This is a genomic window from Aquimarina sp. 2-A2 (assembly GCF_045505135.1).
GTDB lineage: Bacteria > Bacteroidota > Bacteroidia > Flavobacteriales > Flavobacteriaceae > Aquimarina > Aquimarina intermedia.
This window is the reverse complement of sequence record NZ_JBJKFI010000001.1, coordinates 52690-70265: the sequence shown is the minus strand read 5'-3', so window position 1 is coordinate 70265 and position 17576 is coordinate 52690. Positions and strand designations below refer to the sequence as shown.

Sequence of the window (17576 nt, the reverse complement as noted above, 5' to 3'; positions counted from 1 at the left end):
TTAAGAAAAAACCGTACCAAAAATTTGACGATAATTCTACTTATAATATGAAACAGGTGAAATACCGACATTCAGCCTCCAGACTCCTTATCCTAGGAACTGTTTTTTTATTCACTTTATTTAGTCCTGCATTTGCACAGGAGGAAGCTGCTGTAGCGAACACTGCTGTAGAAGAAACCTCTGACGGCGGTGATGTGGCCAAGGGTAAAGAATTGTTTAATTCGCTTTGTGCAGCTTGTCACAAACGTTATAAAAAAATGACCGGTCCGGCGCTGTATGGTGTTACGGATAGGCGAGATCGAGAGTGGTTGTATTCTTGGATAAAAAATAGTGCTGCGATGATTGCTGCTGGTGATCCTCAGGCGGTAGCTATTTATGAAGAGTATAATAAAACAGCGATGAATGCTTTTCCCCAATTATCAAATGCTGATATCGATGATATTTTGGCATATGTAATGGTGCCAAAAGCAGTGCCTGAAGCTTCTGCTGTAGGGGTTCAGCCTATTGATTATACTGGTAAGTCAAGTGTATCAACAGATATTATATTGGTAGCGTTGGCTGTGGTGTTTTTAATGTTGGTTGTTATTCTTTTCTTAGTAAATAAGACCCTTCGTAATTTTGCTGCGGCAAATGGCGTAGAGCTTTATGAGGAAACTGCTACGCAAAGAACACCTATTTGGAAGGCGTTTATACAAAATCAATTCTTAGTATTGGTTTCTGTGGTATTCTTGTTATTAACCAGTGGGTATTTTGTATATGGATACTTTATGCAAGTTGGTATTGATCAAGGATATGAGCCAATTCAGCCTATACACTATTCGCATAGAATTCATGCAGGTGAAAATGAAATAGACTGTAAGTACTGTCATTCTTCTGCTCGAGTGTCTAAACACTCTGGTATACCTTCGCTTAATGTGTGTATGAATTGTCATAAATCTATCGGTGAAGTTGCTGAAGCAACAGCAACTGAAGAATATTCTAAAGAATTTTACGACGGGGAAATCCAAAAACTGTACAAAGCAGTAGGGTGGGATGAAACCAGTCAATCGTATACAGGAAAAACCGAGCCGGTAAAATGGGTTAGAATCCATAACTTACCTGACTTCGCATATTTCAATCACTCTCAGCACGTTATGGTGGCTGGTGTTGAATGTCAGAAATGTCACGGACCGGTAGAGGAAATGGAAATCATGTATCAACACGCTCCGTTAACAATGGGTTGGTGTATTAACTGTCACCGTGAGACTAATGTCAAGGTGGCTGGTAATGAATACTATGAAAAGATTCATGAGGAACTTTCTAAGAAATATGGTGTTGACCAGTTAACTGCAGCTCAGATGGGCGGGTTAGAATGTGGTAAATGTCACTATTAATTAAAATTTTACCGAATGTAAATTCGGCAACAGTAAGAAGCTAATATTAGATATATATGTCATCAAACAAGAAATACTGGAAAAGTGTTGAAGAGCTAAATGAAAATAGTTCTGTTGTTGAGACGCTACAACAAAATGAATTCGTAAACGAAATACCTACGGATGAATTTTTGGGGGACAAATCCTCGTTGGAAAATTCATCGACTACGCGTCGGGATTTTCTTAAATATGTAGGTTTTAGTACAGCAGCTGCATCTTTAGCAGCATGTGAGGGGCCTGTGGTAAAATCCATTCCTTACGTTGTACAACCTGAGCGAATTGTGCCGGGAGTAGCAAATTATTATGCGACAACAATAGCTGATGGGTACGATTTTGCTAGCGTTTTAGTGAAAACTAGAGAAGGTCGACCTATCAAGATTGAAAATAATGATCTTGCAAAAACAAATGGAAGTGCGAACGCCAGAGTTCATGCTTCAGTATTGTCATTGTATGATAATACACGTTTACAAGGTCCAAAAGCAGAAGGAAAAGATGTTTCTTGGGACGTCTTGGATAAAGAGATTCCTGCAAAATTAAAAGCGATTCAAGGAAAAGATATAGCAGTGTTGACACAAACATTTGCAAGTCCTTCTACCGATCGTTTGCTTTCAGAATTTAAAGCGCAATATCCAAACACACGACATGTTGTATATGATGCAATCTCATCTTCAGAAGCGTTAGATGCTTATGAGGCTGTTTATGGAGTGCGTGCTTTGGCGGATTATGATTTTTCAAAGGTTTCAACAATAGTAAGTGTTGGGGCAGATTTCTTAGGAGATTGGCAAGGTGGTGGATATGATGGTGGTTATGCAAAAGGACGTGTTCCAAAAAACGGAAAAATGTCAAAGCATATCCAGTTTGAATCCAATATGTCGCTAAGTGGAGCTAATGCTGACACGCGAGTGCCGGTTACTCCGACGCAACAAAAGCAAGTATTGGCTGCATTGTATGCATATGTTACAGGTGCTGGGTCAAAAAGTGCGTTAGGGCCTACGATAGATGCAGCGGTGGTAAGTGCTGCTAAGCAACTGCAAAAAGCAGGTAGTAATGCGGTGGTTGTCTCCGGAATTGCTGATGTGGATGCACAGATGGTGGTTTTGGCTATTAACAAAGCGCTTAATACAAAAGCATTTAATGAGGACACACCAAGAAAAATAAGACAAGGAAGTACAAAGACGGTTGCACAATTGGTAGCTGATATGAATGCTGGTAAAATAGGAGGAATTCTTATTGCTGGTGTGAATCCGATGTATTCTTTATATAACGCAAAAGAGTTTAAAGCAGGTTTAGAAAAAGTTGATGTTTCGGTCGCATTTACAATGCACGATGATGAAACAGCTTCACTTTGTAACTACATTGCTACAACCCCTCATTATTTGGAGTCTTGGGGTGATGTAGAGTTAAAGAAAGGAAGTTACAGCTTAACACAACCTACTATACGTCCGTTGTTTGATACACGACAGTTTCAATCTACTTTGTTGAAGTGGTTGGGTAACACAATGGAATATAATGATTATATCGAAAATACCTGGACTGGAGTTTTAGGAAACACACCTTGGAATCAAGCACTTCATGATGGAGTATTGGTTACTCCGGCGATGCCTAAACAGGCGCTTACAGATGCAATTGCGTCATCAGAGGGAGATCAGGTAGCAACATCAGAAGGGGCTTCTTTAAATGCAGGTGCTGCCTTTAGACGTTTGTCAGCTGCACAAACTTCTGGAATGGAGCTTTCGTTGTATACTAAAACATCTTTGGGAGATGGTCAGCAGGCTAACAATCCATGGTTGCAGGAAATGCCGGATCCTATTTCGAGAGTTTCGTGGGATAACTATTTGACAGTTTCTAGAGCTGATGCGGATGCATTAGGTTTGATGAATGAACATGTGGCAAATGGTGCGCTTAACGGAAGTTACGCCAAAGTTGAATTAAACGGTGTAGGTTCAGTTGTTGTTCCTGTGCTTATTCAGCCCGGACAAGCTAGAGGGTCTGTAGGTTTAGCACTAGGTTATGGCAAGTCAAAAGCTTTAAAAGAAGAAATGCAGGTAGGAGTAAACGCTTATCCGCTTTATGTAAATCAAAACGATACCCAGACGGTAACTGTAACTCCTGCAGAAGGAGTGCATGAGTTTGCTTGTGTACAATTGCACAATACTTTAATGGGTCGTGGAGATATTATAAAAGAAACCACATTAGAAATTTTTAATACAAAGGATAAGCATGTTTGGAATGCAGTTCCGGAAGTAAGTAAAAATCATATCGAATATGAAGTTACCTCTCCAGAGGTGGATTTGTGGGATGAATTTGATCGCTCCGTAGGACATCATTTTAATTTATCCATCGATCTTAATGCATGTACAGGATGTGGGGCTTGTGTAATTGCTTGTCACGCAGAGAATAATGTGCCTGTTGTAGGTAAAGACGAAGTGCGTAAATCGAGAGATATGCACTGGTTGAGAATTGACCGTTATTATTCTTCAGAGGATAGCTTTGAAGGTGATGATACTAAAAAAGATAATATTTCAGGTTTAGGAAGTTCCTTATCCGAGTTCGGAGAAATGGAATTACCTTCAGATAATCCACAAGTGGCTTTTCAGCCGGTAATGTGTCAACATTGTAACCATGCTCCTTGTGAGACTGTATGTCCTGTAGCAGCTACGTCACATAGTAGACAAGGACAGAACCATATGGCATATAACCGTTGTGTGGGAACTAGATACTGTGCGAACAACTGTCCGTATAAGGTTCGACGTTTCAACTGGTTCTTGTATAATGGTAATGATGAGTTTGATTACCACATGAACAATGACTTAGGACGAATGGTTGTAAATCCAGATGTTACGGTACGTTCAAGAGGTGTTATGGAGAAATGTTCAATGTGTATTCAAATGACGCAAAAAACTATTCTTGATGCCAAAAGAGAGGGTAGAGCTATAAAGGATGGTGAGTTTAAGACCGCTTGTTCGGCAGCTTGTTCTTCTGGAGCTATTGCATTTGGTGATATAAATGATAAGGATAGTAAAATAGCAGGGCTTAAAGCGGATGATCGTATGTATCATTTATTAGAAAGTGTTGGTACTAAGCCTAATGTGATATATCACACAAAAGTTAGAAACACAACAGAAGCTTAATTAAATTAATCAAGAATCAATTCAATTATAAAGGATTATGTCTCATTACGAAGCACCTATAAGAAAGCCTTTAATAACTGGCGATAAAACGTACCACGACGTAACAGTGGATGTAGTAGCACCAGTTGAGGGTAAAGCAAATAAATCTTGGTGGATAGTCTTTTCTATCGCGCTTATTGCTTTCCTTTGGGGTTTAGGTTGTATAACTTATACAATATCAACAGGTATAGGAACCTGGGGATTAAACAAAACAGTAGGATGGGCTTGGGATATTACTAACTTCGTTTGGTGGGTTGGTATTGGTCACGCCGGAACACTGATTTCTGCGGTACTCTTACTCTTCCGTCAAAAATGGAGAATGGCGATTAACAGATCTGCAGAAGCCATGACCATATTTTCGGTTATACAGGCAGGTTTGTTTCCTATCATTCACATGGGGAGACCTTGGTTGGCCTATTGGGTACTGCCAATTCCTAATCAATTCGGTTCTTTGTGGGTGAACTTTAACTCGCCATTACTTTGGGATGTATTTGCGATTTCTACGTATTTATCAGTTTCTTTAGTATTCTGGTGGACGGGTCTTTTACCTGATTTTGCAATGATCAGAGACCGTGCGATTACACCTTTTAATAAAAAGATTTACGGTATCCTTTCTTTTGGATGGAGCGGTAGAGCAAAAGATTGGCAACGTTTTGAAGAAGTTTCGTTGGTATTAGCCGGTTTGGCAACACCACTGGTACTATCTGTACATACAATTGTATCATTTGATTTCGCAACCTCAGTTATACCGGGATGGCATACCACAATTTTCCCTCCTTACTTTGTGGCAGGAGCGATTTTCTCTGGTTTTGCAATGGTAAATACCCTGTTAATTATAATGAGAAAGGTTTCAAATCTTGAAAACTATATAACCATCCAGCATATTGAGTTGATGAATATAGTTATCATGATTACCGGATCTATTGTGGGGGTAGCTTATATAACCGAATTATTTGTTGCCTGGTACTCTGGAGTAGAGTATGAACAATATGCGTTCTTAAACAGAGCAACCGGACCATATTGGTGGGCATATTGGGCAATGATGACTTGTAATGTATTTTCTCCACAATTCATGTGGTTTCCAAAATTGAGAAGAAGTATCATGTTCTCTTTCTTTATTTCAATAGTTGTAAATATTGGAATGTGGTTCGAGCGTTTTGTAATTATCGTTACATCATTACATAGAGATTATTTACCATCATCATGGACGATGTTTTCGCCAACCTTTGTTGATATAGGTATCTTTATTGGAACAATTGGGTTCTTCTTTGTATTATTCTTATTATACGCTAGAACGTTTCCTGTTATAGCACAAGCAGAGGTGAAATCTATACTTAAATCTTCTGGTGAAAAATATAAGAAATTGAGAGCAGAGCATGGGGATGATGTAGATCATTTTGATTCAATAACACGTCAACCGGTATCTAATTCTGCAACGAATACAGATGATACTATGTTAAATGACGAAGGTCATGAACCAACAGTTAACGCTGATGCAATAGTGGATACTGAAATGCAAAAAGACCAAATTGATAGTATGCTGCAAACTATTGGAGTGTATGATCCAAAAACGCAGACTCCTGATGATCTCAAAAAGATAAGCGGTATTGGACCGATAATGGAACAAAAACTCCATCAGTTAGGAATTTATACGTACGATCAAGTAAGTAGAATGACCGCTAGAGAATACGATTTGTTAGATAGTATCATAGATGCTTTCCCAGGTAGAGCACAAAGAGATGATTGGGCAGGTCAGGCACTAAAATTAAAAAACAACTAGAGTATGTCTTCAAAAGTAATACACGCTTTATATAAGGACGATGATCTGCTTATGCAAGCAGTAAAGCAGACTCGTGAAGCAAAATACCATATTGAAGAGGTGTATACGCCTTTTCCGGTTCACGGTTTAGATAAGGCCATGGGTCTTGCGCCAACTAGATTAGCTATAACCTCCTTCTTATATGGATGTGTGGGGCTAACAGTTGCCATTACTATGATGAACTATATTATGATTGAAGATTGGCCTCAGGATATCGGAGGAAAACCAAGCTTCAGTTATATTGAGAACATGCCGGCTTTTGTACCCATCATGTTTGAACTTACAGTATTTTTTGCTGCGCATTTAATGGTTATAACTTTTTTTATGAGAAGTAAATTGTGGCCATTCAAACAAGCAGAGAATCCTGATGTTAGAACCACAGATGATCACTTCTTGATGGAAGTTGATACAACTGGACATAATGTAGAGGAGTTGTCGAAGTTTTTGAGTAATACAGGAGCTGTAGAGGTTAGTTTAATTGATAAGCACAATTAACATGAAGAGTATCATAAAAAATATAGCAGTTGCATTTGTATTGATCGCAGGTGTTTCTTGTCAGAAAGATTCAAAACCTAATTATCAGTACATGCCAAACATGTATACATCGGTAGGATATGAAGCTTATGGAGAGTATACTGTTTTTGAAAATGAACAAGAGGCGAAGTTACCGGTTGATGGTTCTGTGCCGAGAGGATGGATGCCCTACGACTATGATAATTCAAATGATGGATATCAGAGCGCAAAAGCTGAGCTGAAAAATCCTTTGCCATATACAAAAGAGAATGAAGCTGCAGGACAGCAATTGTATACGATCTACTGTGCGATTTGTCATGGAGATAAGGGTGATGGAAAAGGAACGTTGGTACAGCGAGAAAAAATCCTTGGAGTACCAAGTTATGATGATGCTGGAAGAGCTATTACCGAAGGGAGCATCTATCACGTAATGTACTACGGTATTAATTCAATGGGATCTTATGCCGCACAGACAGATGAAAATGAACGTTGGCAGATTGTTCAGTATGTTGAGAAACTTAAAGCAGAGCTAGAAGGTCGTGCTCCACGTATTGATACGGAAGGAGTGGAGATACAAGAAAATCTTATTCCTGCTGTTGAAGCAAGACCAGAAGAAAACACAGCTAGTGCACACTAGTAAATACTAAATTTAAGAATAACGATATTTTATAAATATGTATACGCTATCAAATAGACTAAGATTATTTTCTATCATTCTAGTTGTTGTTGGACTTATAGGGCTTGTTGCTGGATTTGCAACGACCCCAGGTTCTATAGAAGAAGTAAAGGAAATGATGGCATCACACGATGATCATGGCGCAGGTCATGGAGAAAGTGTTGTTGCCGAGAATGAGGTGCACGCAGGGAATACGATTCATGCAGAAGCACCATTAGACAAGGATGCTCATGAAGGTGATGCTCATTACGAGCATATTCTTCATCAATTGCAAAACAAGCCATGGGCTGCATTGTATATCGCTGCCTTTTTCTTCTTTATGATTGCTCTGGGAGTTCTTGCGTTTTATGCTATTCAATTTGCAGCACAAGCTGGATGGTCACCTGTTTTGTTTAGGGTGATGGAAGCGATAACGGCCTATTTAGTTCCAGGAGGACTGATTTTATTTGTTATACTGGCTTTATCCGGTTTCCATGTAAACCATCTTTTTGTATGGGCAGATCCCGAAGTTGTAGCACATGATGCTCTAATACAGGGTAAATCAGGATGGCTTAACGGTACTGGTTTTATCATTCGTGCAGCTATTTTTATGGGTGGTTGGATTTTATACCGTCACTTTGCTGTTAAATATTCTAGAAAACAAGATGAAGACGCTGTAGATAACAAGTGGTATAAGAAAAGTTTTAAGATATCTGCCGGCTTTTTGGTGTTCTTTATTTATACGGAATCTATGATGTCTTGGGATTGGATTATGAGTTTTGATCCACATTGGTTCAGTACGTTGTTTGGTTGGTATGTTTTTGCTGGTTTATTTGTGTCAGGAATAACGACTATAGCTCTGATAACTATTTATCTTAAATCAAGAGGGTACTTAGAGTTCGTAAACAATAGTCATATACATGACTTAGCTAAATTTATGTTTGGGATTAGTATTTTCTGGACGTACCTTTGGTTCTCTCAGTTTATGTTGATTTGGTACTCCAATATACCTGAAGAGGTAACCTATTTCATAACGCGAATTGAAGACTATAAATTACCGTTTTTTGGTATGTTAATAATGAACTTTATATTTCCATTATTGATTCTTATGAATAGCGATTTCAAACGTCTTAACTGGTTTGTTGTAATGGCTGGAATCATGATTTTATGTGGACATTATATAGACGTGTTTAATATGGTTATGCCGGCGACGGTGGGAGAATCCTGGTTCATTGGTTTAAGTGAGATTAGTGCGGTACTGTTGTTTTTAGGATTGTTCCTATTCGTTGTCTTTGGAGCACTTACAAAAGCTCCGCTGTTGGCCAAAGGAAATCCTTATATCAAAGAAAGTAAGCACTTTCATTATTAAAAATAGAATTGTATAAAAGAAGATAGAGAAAAATGACTGTATTCTTAATTATAGTAGTTGTAGCGCTTTTTGGAATTACACTTTGGCAAATGTCCAAGATTTTCAAATTGTCTCAAGGTAAAAGAGCCGATGGTTCTCAGGTAGCAAATGATGAAGACAATAATTTACAAGGTAAATTGATGTTGGGTTTTGTTATCTTTTTATACGTACTTACCATTTATTGTTTTACACAATATCATAGTTTTTTTCTTCCGGAGTCTGCTTCAGCGCATGGTGAGGATTATGACAAGCTGATGTTAATATCAATGGTGTTAATTATGTTTGTTCAGATTATCACTCAGGGATTATTACATTTCTTTTCTTATAAGTATCGAGGGAATAAAAATAATAAAGCGTTATTTTATGCTGATAACGATAAATTAGAATTTATTTGGACAATTATTCCTGTAATTGTTTTAGCGGGATTAATTATTTACGGGTTATTTACATGGACTGATATCATGAATATTGATGAGGAAGATGGTGATCCTTTAATAATTGAGCTGTATGCTTATCAGTTTGACTGGAGAGCAAGATACGCTGGTGAGGATAATGTTCTTGGAAAGGCAAATGTTCGTTTTATCGAAGGAGTTAATACCTTGGGTCTTGATGCGTCTGATACGTATGCTATGGATGATAAGATTACCAATGAACTACATTTACCGGTAAACAGAAAGGTTATTTTTAAAATGAGATCTCAGGATGTATTGCATTCTGCTTATATGCCATTTTTTAGAGCGCAAATGAATGTTGTTCCGGGTATGATTACAGAGTTTTCATACACACCGACCTTAACTACCGAAGAAATGCGTACAAGCGAATTTATGGTAGAAAAGGTTGCTACAATTAATAAGATTCGTAGAGAAAAAAGCAAAGCCCTTACAGCGGCTGGTGATGAAGCTTTAGAGAACTATGAGTTTGATTACTACTTATTATGTAATAAAATTTGTGGTACATCACACTACAACATGCAGATGAAGATTATTGTTGAATCTGAAGAGGATTATAATGCATGGTTGGCAACACAGACTCAGTTCAAAGAGCAAATCTCTGCACAAGCCAGTAACTAAGAAAGAAAAAGAAAAATTTATATATTTTATTAAAAAAATAGCGATATGTCAGCAATAGCAAACGTACATGATCATGGAGATGATCACGGACATCATCACAAAGAGACTTTTATTACAAAGTACATATTTAGCCAAGATCATAAAATGATCTCTAAGCAGTATTTAATCACCGGATTGATCATGGGGATTATCGGTATTGCAATGTCACTATTGTTTAGAATGCAATTAGCATGGCCGGATCATCAATTTACTATTTATGAAGTGTTGCTTGGTAAATTTGGAACTGATGGAGTAATGGATCCAAGTATTTATCTTGCGTTGGTAACAATTCACGGTACGATCATGGTATTCTTTGTATTAACAGCAGGATTGAGTGGTACTTTTAGTAATTTACTTATTCCATTACAGATTGGAGCGCGTGATATGGCCTCGGGATTCCTTAACATGGTTTCTTATTGGTTATTTTTCTTAAGTAGTATTATAATGGTACTTTCGTTATTTGCTGAGGCAGGTCCTGCATCAGCAGGTTGGACAATTTATCCACCGCTAAGTGCTTTACCACAAGCTATTGGTGGTTCTGGTACAGGAATGACACTTTGGTTGGTTTCTATGGCTATTTTTATCGCTTCTTCTTTGTTGGGATCTCTTAATTACGTAGTGACTGTAATTAATTTACGTACCGTAGGAATGTCTATGACCAGATTACCTTTAACAATTTGGGCATTTTTTGTAACCGCTATTATTGGTGTGGTTTCTTTCCCGGTATTGTTATCTGCTGCGTTATTACTTATAATGGACAGAAGTTTTGGAACTTCATTTTTCTTAAGTGATATTTATATTCAAGGAGAAGTTCTACATAATCAGGGAGGTTCACCGGTTCTTTTTGAGCATTTATTTTGGTTCTTGGGACACCCTGAGGTATATATTGTTCTTTTACCTGCACTAGGGATTACTTCAGAAATTATTGCAACAAATGCACGTAAGCCTATTTTCGGATACCGAGCGATGGTTGCTTCTATACTAGCGATTGCATTCTTATCTACGATCGTTTGGGGTCACCATATGTTTGTATCAGGAATGAACCCTTTCTTAGGTTCTGTATTTACATTTACAACCCTATTAATTGCGATTCCGTCAGCGGTAAAAGCATTTAACTATATCACCACCTTATGGAAAGGTAATCTACAACTTAATCCATCCATGTTATTCTCTATAGGTTTAGTATCTACCTTTATTACTGGAGGTCTAACAGGAATCATATTAGGAGATAGTACATTGGATATCAATGTGCATGATACGTATTTCGTAGTAGCACATTTCCACTTGGTAATGGGTATCTCAGCATTATACGGTTTGTTTGCCGGGGTATATCATTGGTTCCCTAAGATGTATGGTAAAATGATGAATAAAAACTTAGGATATATTCACTTTTGGGTAACTGCTATTGGAGCCTACGGAGTGTTTTTCCCTATGCACTTTATCGGTATGGCTGGACTACCAAGACGTTATTATACAAACTCTAATTTTCCATACTTTGATGATTTAGCTGATACTAATATTTTAATTACCGTATTTGCACTTATTACCGCAGCGGCTCAATTAGTATTTCTATACAACTTTATCAGTTCTATGTTCTACGGAAAGAAAGCAGTTCAAAATCCATGGAAATCGAATACTTTGGAGTGGACAACACCAGTAGAGCATATTCATGGTAACTGGCCAGGAGCTCTACCAACTGTTTACAGATGGCCATATGACTATAGCAAGACGAAGGAAAACGGAGAGTATGTAATCGCTGGACAGGATTACGTAAGTCAGATTACACCCTTGCAAGAAGACGAAGAAGAAATGCATCATTAGAATTGCATAAAATTTATACAAAAGCCTTTTCAAGATATTGAAAAGGCTTTTTCTTTTTACTCTATAGTTCCATTATCGCTTTGATGAGAACGGCTGTAGCAAACTATTTATTTGATAAGTTGAAGATATATCCTATTTTAGGGTTATAAACAACTATGCTATATTGAAAAACTTTTCCCCAGCACATATTACCTGTTGCCTATCGATTGTCTCCGTTTTTATAGTTGGTTTGTTTTTTGAGGGCACAGAATTGATATATGCTAAGACTCTTTCATCTCTTGCTCTCATTTGGCTCTATTTCGAACATAGACATAAAGTTAATTCTATGTACCCCTTGATCATAACTGTTATAATAATAAATGACATATTGGTTCTTAGCGATTTTGATCGTTATTTTAATTTTATAGGAGTTCTTCTCCCTCTCTACTATATTTTATCTTCATATCTCTTATTAAGCTATGTATCAGTCAGCAAAATTAGGTACAAAGAGATATTTAGCCCGTCCGTTTTGATAGGGACATTTCTGGTTTTATATCTAACGTTTTCAATTTTTAGCTTGGTGATCGATGTCCTCAAAAACTCCATTGGATTTGCTGTTTTAATAATTGCTTCTTTATTTTATTATTTAGGTTGCTGTTTCATGGTTTATATAAGAAACCAATATTCACATGGCTATTATATATTGATAGCAGCAATATGTTGTATTTTGGTTAATGCAATGCTTCCTGTTCAGGAACTTTACTACAATAATTCATTTTTAGATGCCTTTATTTATTCTACAGATGTAATAGCTATGTTATTTTATCTAAAATTTTTAATAAAGGCTCAAGGAATAGGGGAATCTGACAAACCAGAATTTATTTAGATCTTTCAAACAGCTTAAAAAGGTAGTTTTTAGATAAACCTGGTGACTTCTGATAGTTTGGGTATTAAATATGTCATAAGTGGTTTTTCAGTAGGAATAAATATACTAGACTATTGCATATGCGTTCTATGATTGTTGTAGACTAAATATAAAATCAAAAGGATTTTTCTGGATTAGTGTGTTATCTTTGTTATTAGTTAAAAATAGAAGCACGTTAGAAATTTAATTATACATGAATCAAAATCTTGATCCTTCAGCTGATAACTTTTCAAAAGACGATTTAGATATCGAAAGAGCTCTGAGACCTTTGTCTTTTGGAGATTTTGCCGGACAGGATCAGGTGCTTGAAAATTTGCAAATTTTTGTACAAGCGGCCAATTTGAGAGACGAAGCCTTGGACCACACCCTGTTTCACGGTCCTCCTGGTCTTGGTAAAACAACCTTAGCTCATATTTTAGCTAATGAATTGGGAGTGGGTATAAAAGTTACCTCGGGCCCTGTTTTGGATAAGCCGGGAGATTTAGCCGGACTACTAACTAATTTAGAGGATCGTGATGTGCTTTTTATAGATGAAATTCATCGATTAAGTCCTATTGTTGAAGAATATTTATATTCTGCGATGGAGGATTATAAGATTGATATAATGATTGAGAGTGGTCCCAACGCACGCACAGTTCAAATCAATTTAAATCCATTTACACTGGTTGGAGCTACGACCAGATCAGGATTGCTTACAGCGCCCATGCGTGCTCGATTCGGTATTCAATCTCGTCTTCAATATTATACTACCGAGTTGTTATCTACTATAGTGGAGCGTAGTGCACATATACTCAATGTTGCTATCACGATGGAAGCTGCCATAGAAATAGCCGGACGAAGCAGAGGTACACCAAGAATAGCCAATGCGTTACTTCGCAGAGTTCGTGATTTTGCTCAAATCAAAGGAAATGGTAGCATTGATATAGAAATCTCCAAATTTGCTTTGAAGGCATTAAATGTGGATGTTCATGGGTTGGATGAAATGGACAACAAAATTCTGCTTACACTCATTGATAAATTCAAAGGAGGTCCTGTTGGCATAACAACGCTTGCAACTGCTGTTAGCGAAAGTGCAGAAACTATTGAAGAAGTTTATGAGCCCTTTCTTATTCAGCAAGGCTTCATAATGAGAACCCCCAGAGGAAGGGAAGTTACAGAAGCAGCTTATAAACACCTTGGCAGAAACAAAGGAAGTGTTCAGGGTGGACTCTTTTAAATTTCCGGTAAGGCACTAAGGTCTTAGTCGTTTTTTATGAATGCATCAAAAAGCCAATATTCAGAGATGATCAAAGCTGAAGCAGAACGCTTGGGCTTCTTATCGTGTGGAATCAGTAAAGCTGAGTTTTTGGAAGAAGAGGCACCGCGTCTGGAAAAATGGCTCTCTGATAACATGAATGGGCAAATGCAGTACATGGAGAACCATTTTGATAAGCGATTAGATCCTACGTTGCTTGTAGATGATGCAAAAAGTGTAATTTCATTATTGCTCAATTATTTCCCCTCACATACGCAGCAAGATGCTGATGCTCCTAAAATTTCAAAATATGCCTATGGTCAGGATTATCATCACGTAATCAAGACAAAATTAAAAGAACTTACCGAGTTTATTACAGAAAATATTGGAGAAGTTAAAGGGCGCGCTTTCGTAGATTCTGCTCCTGTACTTGATAAAGCCTGGGCGGCAAAAAGTGGCTTAGGATGGATTGGGAAGCATAGTAATTTGATAACCCAAAAAGTAGGTTCTTTCTATTTCATTGCAGAACTGATCGTTGATTTAGAATTAAATTATGATCACCAAACTACAGATCATTGTGGATCCTGTACAAAATGCATTGATGCATGTCCTACGCAAGCAATTGTTGACCCCTATGTTGTGGATGGGAGTAAATGTATCTCATACCTCACTATTGAGTTAAAAGAGGCGCTGCCCAGTGAATTTAAGGAGAATATGGATAATTGGATGTTTGGTTGTGATGTGTGTCAGGATGTTTGTCCTTGGAATCGATTTTCAAAGCCTCATAGCCAGCCACTATTCAACCCCAAACCTGAGTTACTTGAAATGACAAAAAAAGACTGGGAGGAAATTACGCAGGAGGTCTTTTCTAAGGTCTTTCAAAAATCCGCAGTTAAGCGCACTAAATTTTCTGGTTTACAACGAAATATTGAATTTTTAAAAGGAAAATCATAATCCTGTCAAAGAATAATCATTTTCATTATGACATTTCGCAGAGACTTGTACCTTTGTGAATTCCATATTAGATGGTAAAGAACTATTAGCATGCTTCGATTACAGAAAGCTTGTTAGTAGCGATGTAAAAGAGAATGCTGTACTGTCTTTTAATAAACCTTATAGACTATGAGTATTGAAAGTAAACGAAGAGAAGCCTTAATATATCACGCAAAACCAACTCCGGGCAAAATAAAAGTAGTACCTACCAAAAAATATGCAACGCAAAGAGATCTCTCATTAGCATATTCTCCGGGAGTTGCTGAGCCTTGTTTAGAAATTGAAAAGGATGTTTCAAACGTGTATCGATACACGGCTAAAGGAAACCTTGTGGCGGTAATTTCTAATGGTACGGCAGTTTTAGGACTAGGTGATATTGGACCGGAGGCCTCAAAACCGGTAATGGAGGGTAAAGGTCTTTTATTCAAGATCTTTGCAGATATAGATGTTTTTGATATAGAAGTTGATACCAAAGATGTAGATGCATTCATTGAAACTGTAAAAAACATTGCACCCACGTTTGGTGGTATTAACTTAGAGGATATTAAGGCTCCAGAAGCTTTTGAGATAGAGAGACGTCTCAAGGAAGAGTTGGATATTCCTGTGATGCATGATGATCAGCATGGAACTGCAATTATTTCTGCAGCGGCTTTGATCAACGCTCTTGAACTTACTGATAAAAAAGTAGAAGAAGCAAAAATTGTCATTAGCGGAGCTGGAGCAGCGGCAATTTCATGTACGCGGTTATATAAAGCTTTAGGAGCAGATCCAAAAAATATTGTAATGACCGATAGCAAAGGAGTCATTCGTTCGGATCGAGATTACCTTTCTGCAGAGAAAAAAGAGTTTGCTACCTCTAGAGACTTACATTCACTGGAAGATGCTATGGTTAACGCCGATGTTTTTGTAGGTCTTTCCATGGCAAACCTGGTAACGCCGGAAATGTTGTTGTCTATGGCCAAGGATCCCATTGTTTTTGCGATGGCAAATCCGGATCCGGAGATAGATTATAACCTTGCCATTCAAACACGAGAGGATTTGATTATGGCTACCGGAAGGAGTGATAATCCTAATCAGGTGAATAATGTATTAGGTTTCCCTTTTATTTTTAGAGGAGCTTTGGATGTACGTGCCACTTCGATAAATGAAGAAATGAAAATGGCAGCGGTCAAAGCATTAGCTGCCTTGGCCAAAGAGCCTGTGCCCGAACAAGTAAATATCGCATATGGTGAAACTCGCCTTAATTTTGGGCGAGATTATATCATACCGAAGCCTTTTGATCCAAGATTGATTGCCAAAGTACCTCCGGCGGTAGCTAAAGCTGCTATGGAGAGTGGAGTGGCTACTGAGCCAATATATGATTGGGAAAAGTATGAGGATGAATTGCTGGAGCGAATGGGTAACGACAACAAGCTTGTTAGACTCCTGTTGGATAGAGCAAGGACCAATCCTAAAAAAGTAGTATTTGCAGAAGCAGATCATTTAGATGTGCTCAAAGCAGCGCAAACCGTGATGGAAGAAGAGATAGCTTTTCCAATACTATTAGGGCGTAAAGACATCATTTTGGAACTTATGAGTGAGCTGGATTTTGATCCGAATGATATCACCATTATTGATCCGAAAGCAGATGAAGAAATAGAGCGTAAAAACAGGTATGCAAAAAAATACTGGGAGACAAATAACCGTAAAGGAATAACCTTATATGACGCAGAAAAGCTAATGCGTGAGCGCAACTACTTTGCAGCTATGATGGTGAATGAAGGAGATGCAGATGCTTTATTATCAGGATATTCACGTAGTTATCCATCGGTAGTAAAACCTATGTTAGAGCTTGTAGGTTTAGCTAAAGGAGCTACCCGAATTGCTACCATGAACGTTATGATGACCAACAAAGGACCGCTATTCATAAGTGATACCTCTATTAATATTGATCCAAGCTCAAAAGAACTGGCAAAAATCGCTCAGATGACTGCCAAAACGGTTGAAATGTTTGGAATTACTCCAATCATGGCTATGATTTCATATGCGAATTTTGGATCTTCAAAACACCCAAATGCATCCAAAGTGAAGGAGGCGGTTTCGTATTTACATAGGTATTATCCTGACCTATTAGTTGACGGAGAGTTACAAATGGATTTTGCACTCAATAGAAAGATGCGAAAAGAAAAATTTCCATTTTCCAAACTCAATGGAAAGAAGGTGAATACGCTGGTGTTTCCAAGTCTCGATTCTGCTAACAGTACGTACAAGCTGCTTAAAGAAGTGAACAACTCTGAATCCATTGGTCCCATTATGATGGGTATGCGTAAACCGGTGCATATTCTGCAATTGGGAGCGAGTGTCGAAGAAATAGTAAATATGGCTGCAGTGGCGGTGATCGATGCACAAGAAAAAGAAAAAAGAGATCGCAATCATGAACTTTTATCTAATTCATAACCTTATCTCAAGAGGATGTGTAGATTAGAGTAAGACCTGCTGTTTTTGTTATTTTTTTGTGGAGATTGACTCAATATTTGGGATTCGTCATTATTGACAATT

12 protein-coding genes are annotated in these 17576 nt (G+C 37.8%); all 12 read left to right on the top strand.

The genetic code is table 11. The features are described from left to right. The first annotated feature begins 47 nt into the window (after window positions 1-47). The 12 genes from ACJRPK_RS00320 to ACJRPK_RS00265 all read left to right on the top strand — a co-directional run bounded on the left by ACJRPK_RS00320 (window position 48) and on the right by ACJRPK_RS00265 (window position 17474). Window positions 48-1373, top strand: coding sequence for a c-type cytochrome (locus tag ACJRPK_RS00320; RefSeq protein WP_407137906.1), 1326 nt, complete (start codon window positions 48-50; stop codon window positions 1371-1373). Between the two features lie 56 nt (window positions 1374-1429). After that, window positions 1430-4543: a TAT-variant-translocated molybdopterin oxidoreductase gene (locus ACJRPK_RS00315; protein WP_407137905.1), complete on the top strand. Its 3114-nt coding sequence runs from the start codon at window positions 1430-1432 to the stop codon at window positions 4541-4543. 37 nt (window positions 4544-4580) lie between these two features. Beyond that, on the top strand, window positions 4581-6362 hold the full coding sequence (nrfD, locus tag ACJRPK_RS00310; protein ID WP_407137904.1) for an NrfD/PsrC family molybdoenzyme membrane anchor subunit: 1782 nt from the start codon (window positions 4581-4583) through the stop codon (window positions 6360-6362). Between the two features lie 3 nt (window positions 6363-6365). Then, window positions 6366-6896: a DUF3341 domain-containing protein gene (locus tag ACJRPK_RS00305; RefSeq protein ID WP_148781636.1), complete on the top strand. Its 531-nt coding sequence runs from the start codon at window positions 6366-6368 to the stop codon at window positions 6894-6896. A 1-nt stretch (window position 6897) separates the two neighbouring features. Beyond that, the gene (locus ACJRPK_RS00300; protein ID WP_407137903.1) at window positions 6898-7551 is read left to right on the top strand and encodes a c-type cytochrome; all 654 of its coding nucleotides are present in this window, start codon (window positions 6898-6900) and stop codon (window positions 7549-7551) included. 37 nt (window positions 7552-7588) lie between these two features. Beyond that, window positions 7589-8938, top strand: coding sequence for a quinol:cytochrome C oxidoreductase (locus ACJRPK_RS00295; protein ID WP_407137902.1), 1350 nt, complete (start codon window positions 7589-7591; stop codon window positions 8936-8938). Between the two features lie 32 nt (window positions 8939-8970). Beyond that, window positions 8971-10047, top strand: a complete 1077-nt coding sequence (locus ACJRPK_RS00290; protein ID WP_148781633.1) for a cytochrome c oxidase subunit II — start codon at window positions 8971-8973, stop codon at window positions 10045-10047. 45 nt (window positions 10048-10092) lie between these two features. After that, the gene (locus ACJRPK_RS00285; RefSeq protein ID WP_148781632.1) at window positions 10093-11907 is read left to right on the top strand and encodes a cbb3-type cytochrome c oxidase subunit I; all 1815 of its coding nucleotides are present in this window, start codon (window positions 10093-10095) and stop codon (window positions 11905-11907) included. A gap of 325 nt (window positions 11908-12232) precedes the next feature. Next, window positions 12233-12772 carry a hypothetical protein gene (locus ACJRPK_RS00280; protein ID WP_407137901.1) on the top strand — a complete coding sequence of 180 codons (540 nt, stop codon included), beginning with the start codon at window positions 12233-12235 and terminating at the stop codon, window positions 12770-12772. Window positions 12773-13004: 232 nt separating this feature from the next. Then, entirely contained in the window at window positions 13005-14027 is a 1023-nt protein-coding gene (ruvB, locus tag ACJRPK_RS00275; protein ID WP_407137900.1) for a Holliday junction branch migration DNA helicase RuvB, read from the top strand. Window positions 14028-14063: 36 nt separating this feature from the next. Further along, entirely contained in the window at window positions 14064-14999 is a 936-nt protein-coding gene (queG, locus tag ACJRPK_RS00270; RefSeq protein WP_407137899.1) for a tRNA epoxyqueuosine(34) reductase QueG, read from the top strand. A gap of 168 nt (window positions 15000-15167) precedes the next feature. Continuing rightward, a complete protein-coding gene (locus ACJRPK_RS00265; RefSeq protein ID WP_407137898.1) occupies window positions 15168-17474 on the top strand; it encodes an NADP-dependent malic enzyme in 2307 nt (768 codons plus the stop codon). The last annotated feature ends 102 nt before the right edge of the window (window positions 17475-17576 follow it).

Excerpts from the sequence above, each read along its gene's own strand:
- ACJRPK_RS00295 (WP_407137902.1), top strand. The coding sequence starts at position 7,589 with ATGTATACGCTATCAAATAGACTAAGATTATTTTCTATCATTCTAGTT.
- ACJRPK_RS00300 (WP_407137903.1), top strand. The coding sequence starts at position 6,898 with ATGAAGAGTATCATAAAAAATATAGCAGTTGCATTTGTATTGATCGCA.
- ACJRPK_RS00315 (WP_407137905.1), top strand. The coding sequence starts at position 1,430 with ATGTCATCAAACAAGAAATACTGGAAAAGTGTTGAAGAGCTAAATGAA.
- ACJRPK_RS00305 (WP_148781636.1), top strand. The coding sequence starts at position 6,366 with ATGTCTTCAAAAGTAATACACGCTTTATATAAGGACGATGATCTGCTT.
- ruvB (WP_407137900.1), top strand. The coding sequence starts at position 13,005 with ATGAATCAAAATCTTGATCCTTCAGCTGATAACTTTTCAAAAGACGAT.
- ACJRPK_RS00280 (WP_407137901.1), top strand. The coding sequence starts at position 12,233 with ATGTACCCCTTGATCATAACTGTTATAATAATAAATGACATATTGGTT.
- nrfD (WP_407137904.1), top strand. The coding sequence starts at position 4,581 with ATGTCTCATTACGAAGCACCTATAAGAAAGCCTTTAATAACTGGCGAT.
- ACJRPK_RS00265 (WP_407137898.1), top strand. The coding sequence starts at position 15,168 with ATGAGTATTGAAAGTAAACGAAGAGAAGCCTTAATATATCACGCAAAA.
- ACJRPK_RS00285 (WP_148781632.1), top strand. The coding sequence starts at position 10,093 with ATGTCAGCAATAGCAAACGTACATGATCATGGAGATGATCACGGACAT.
- ACJRPK_RS00320 (WP_407137906.1), top strand. The coding sequence starts at position 48 with ATGAAACAGGTGAAATACCGACATTCAGCCTCCAGACTCCTTATCCTA.
- ACJRPK_RS00290 (WP_148781633.1), top strand. The coding sequence starts at position 8,971 with ATGACTGTATTCTTAATTATAGTAGTTGTAGCGCTTTTTGGAATTACA.
- queG (WP_407137899.1), top strand. The coding sequence starts at position 14,064 with ATGAATGCATCAAAAAGCCAATATTCAGAGATGATCAAAGCTGAAGCA.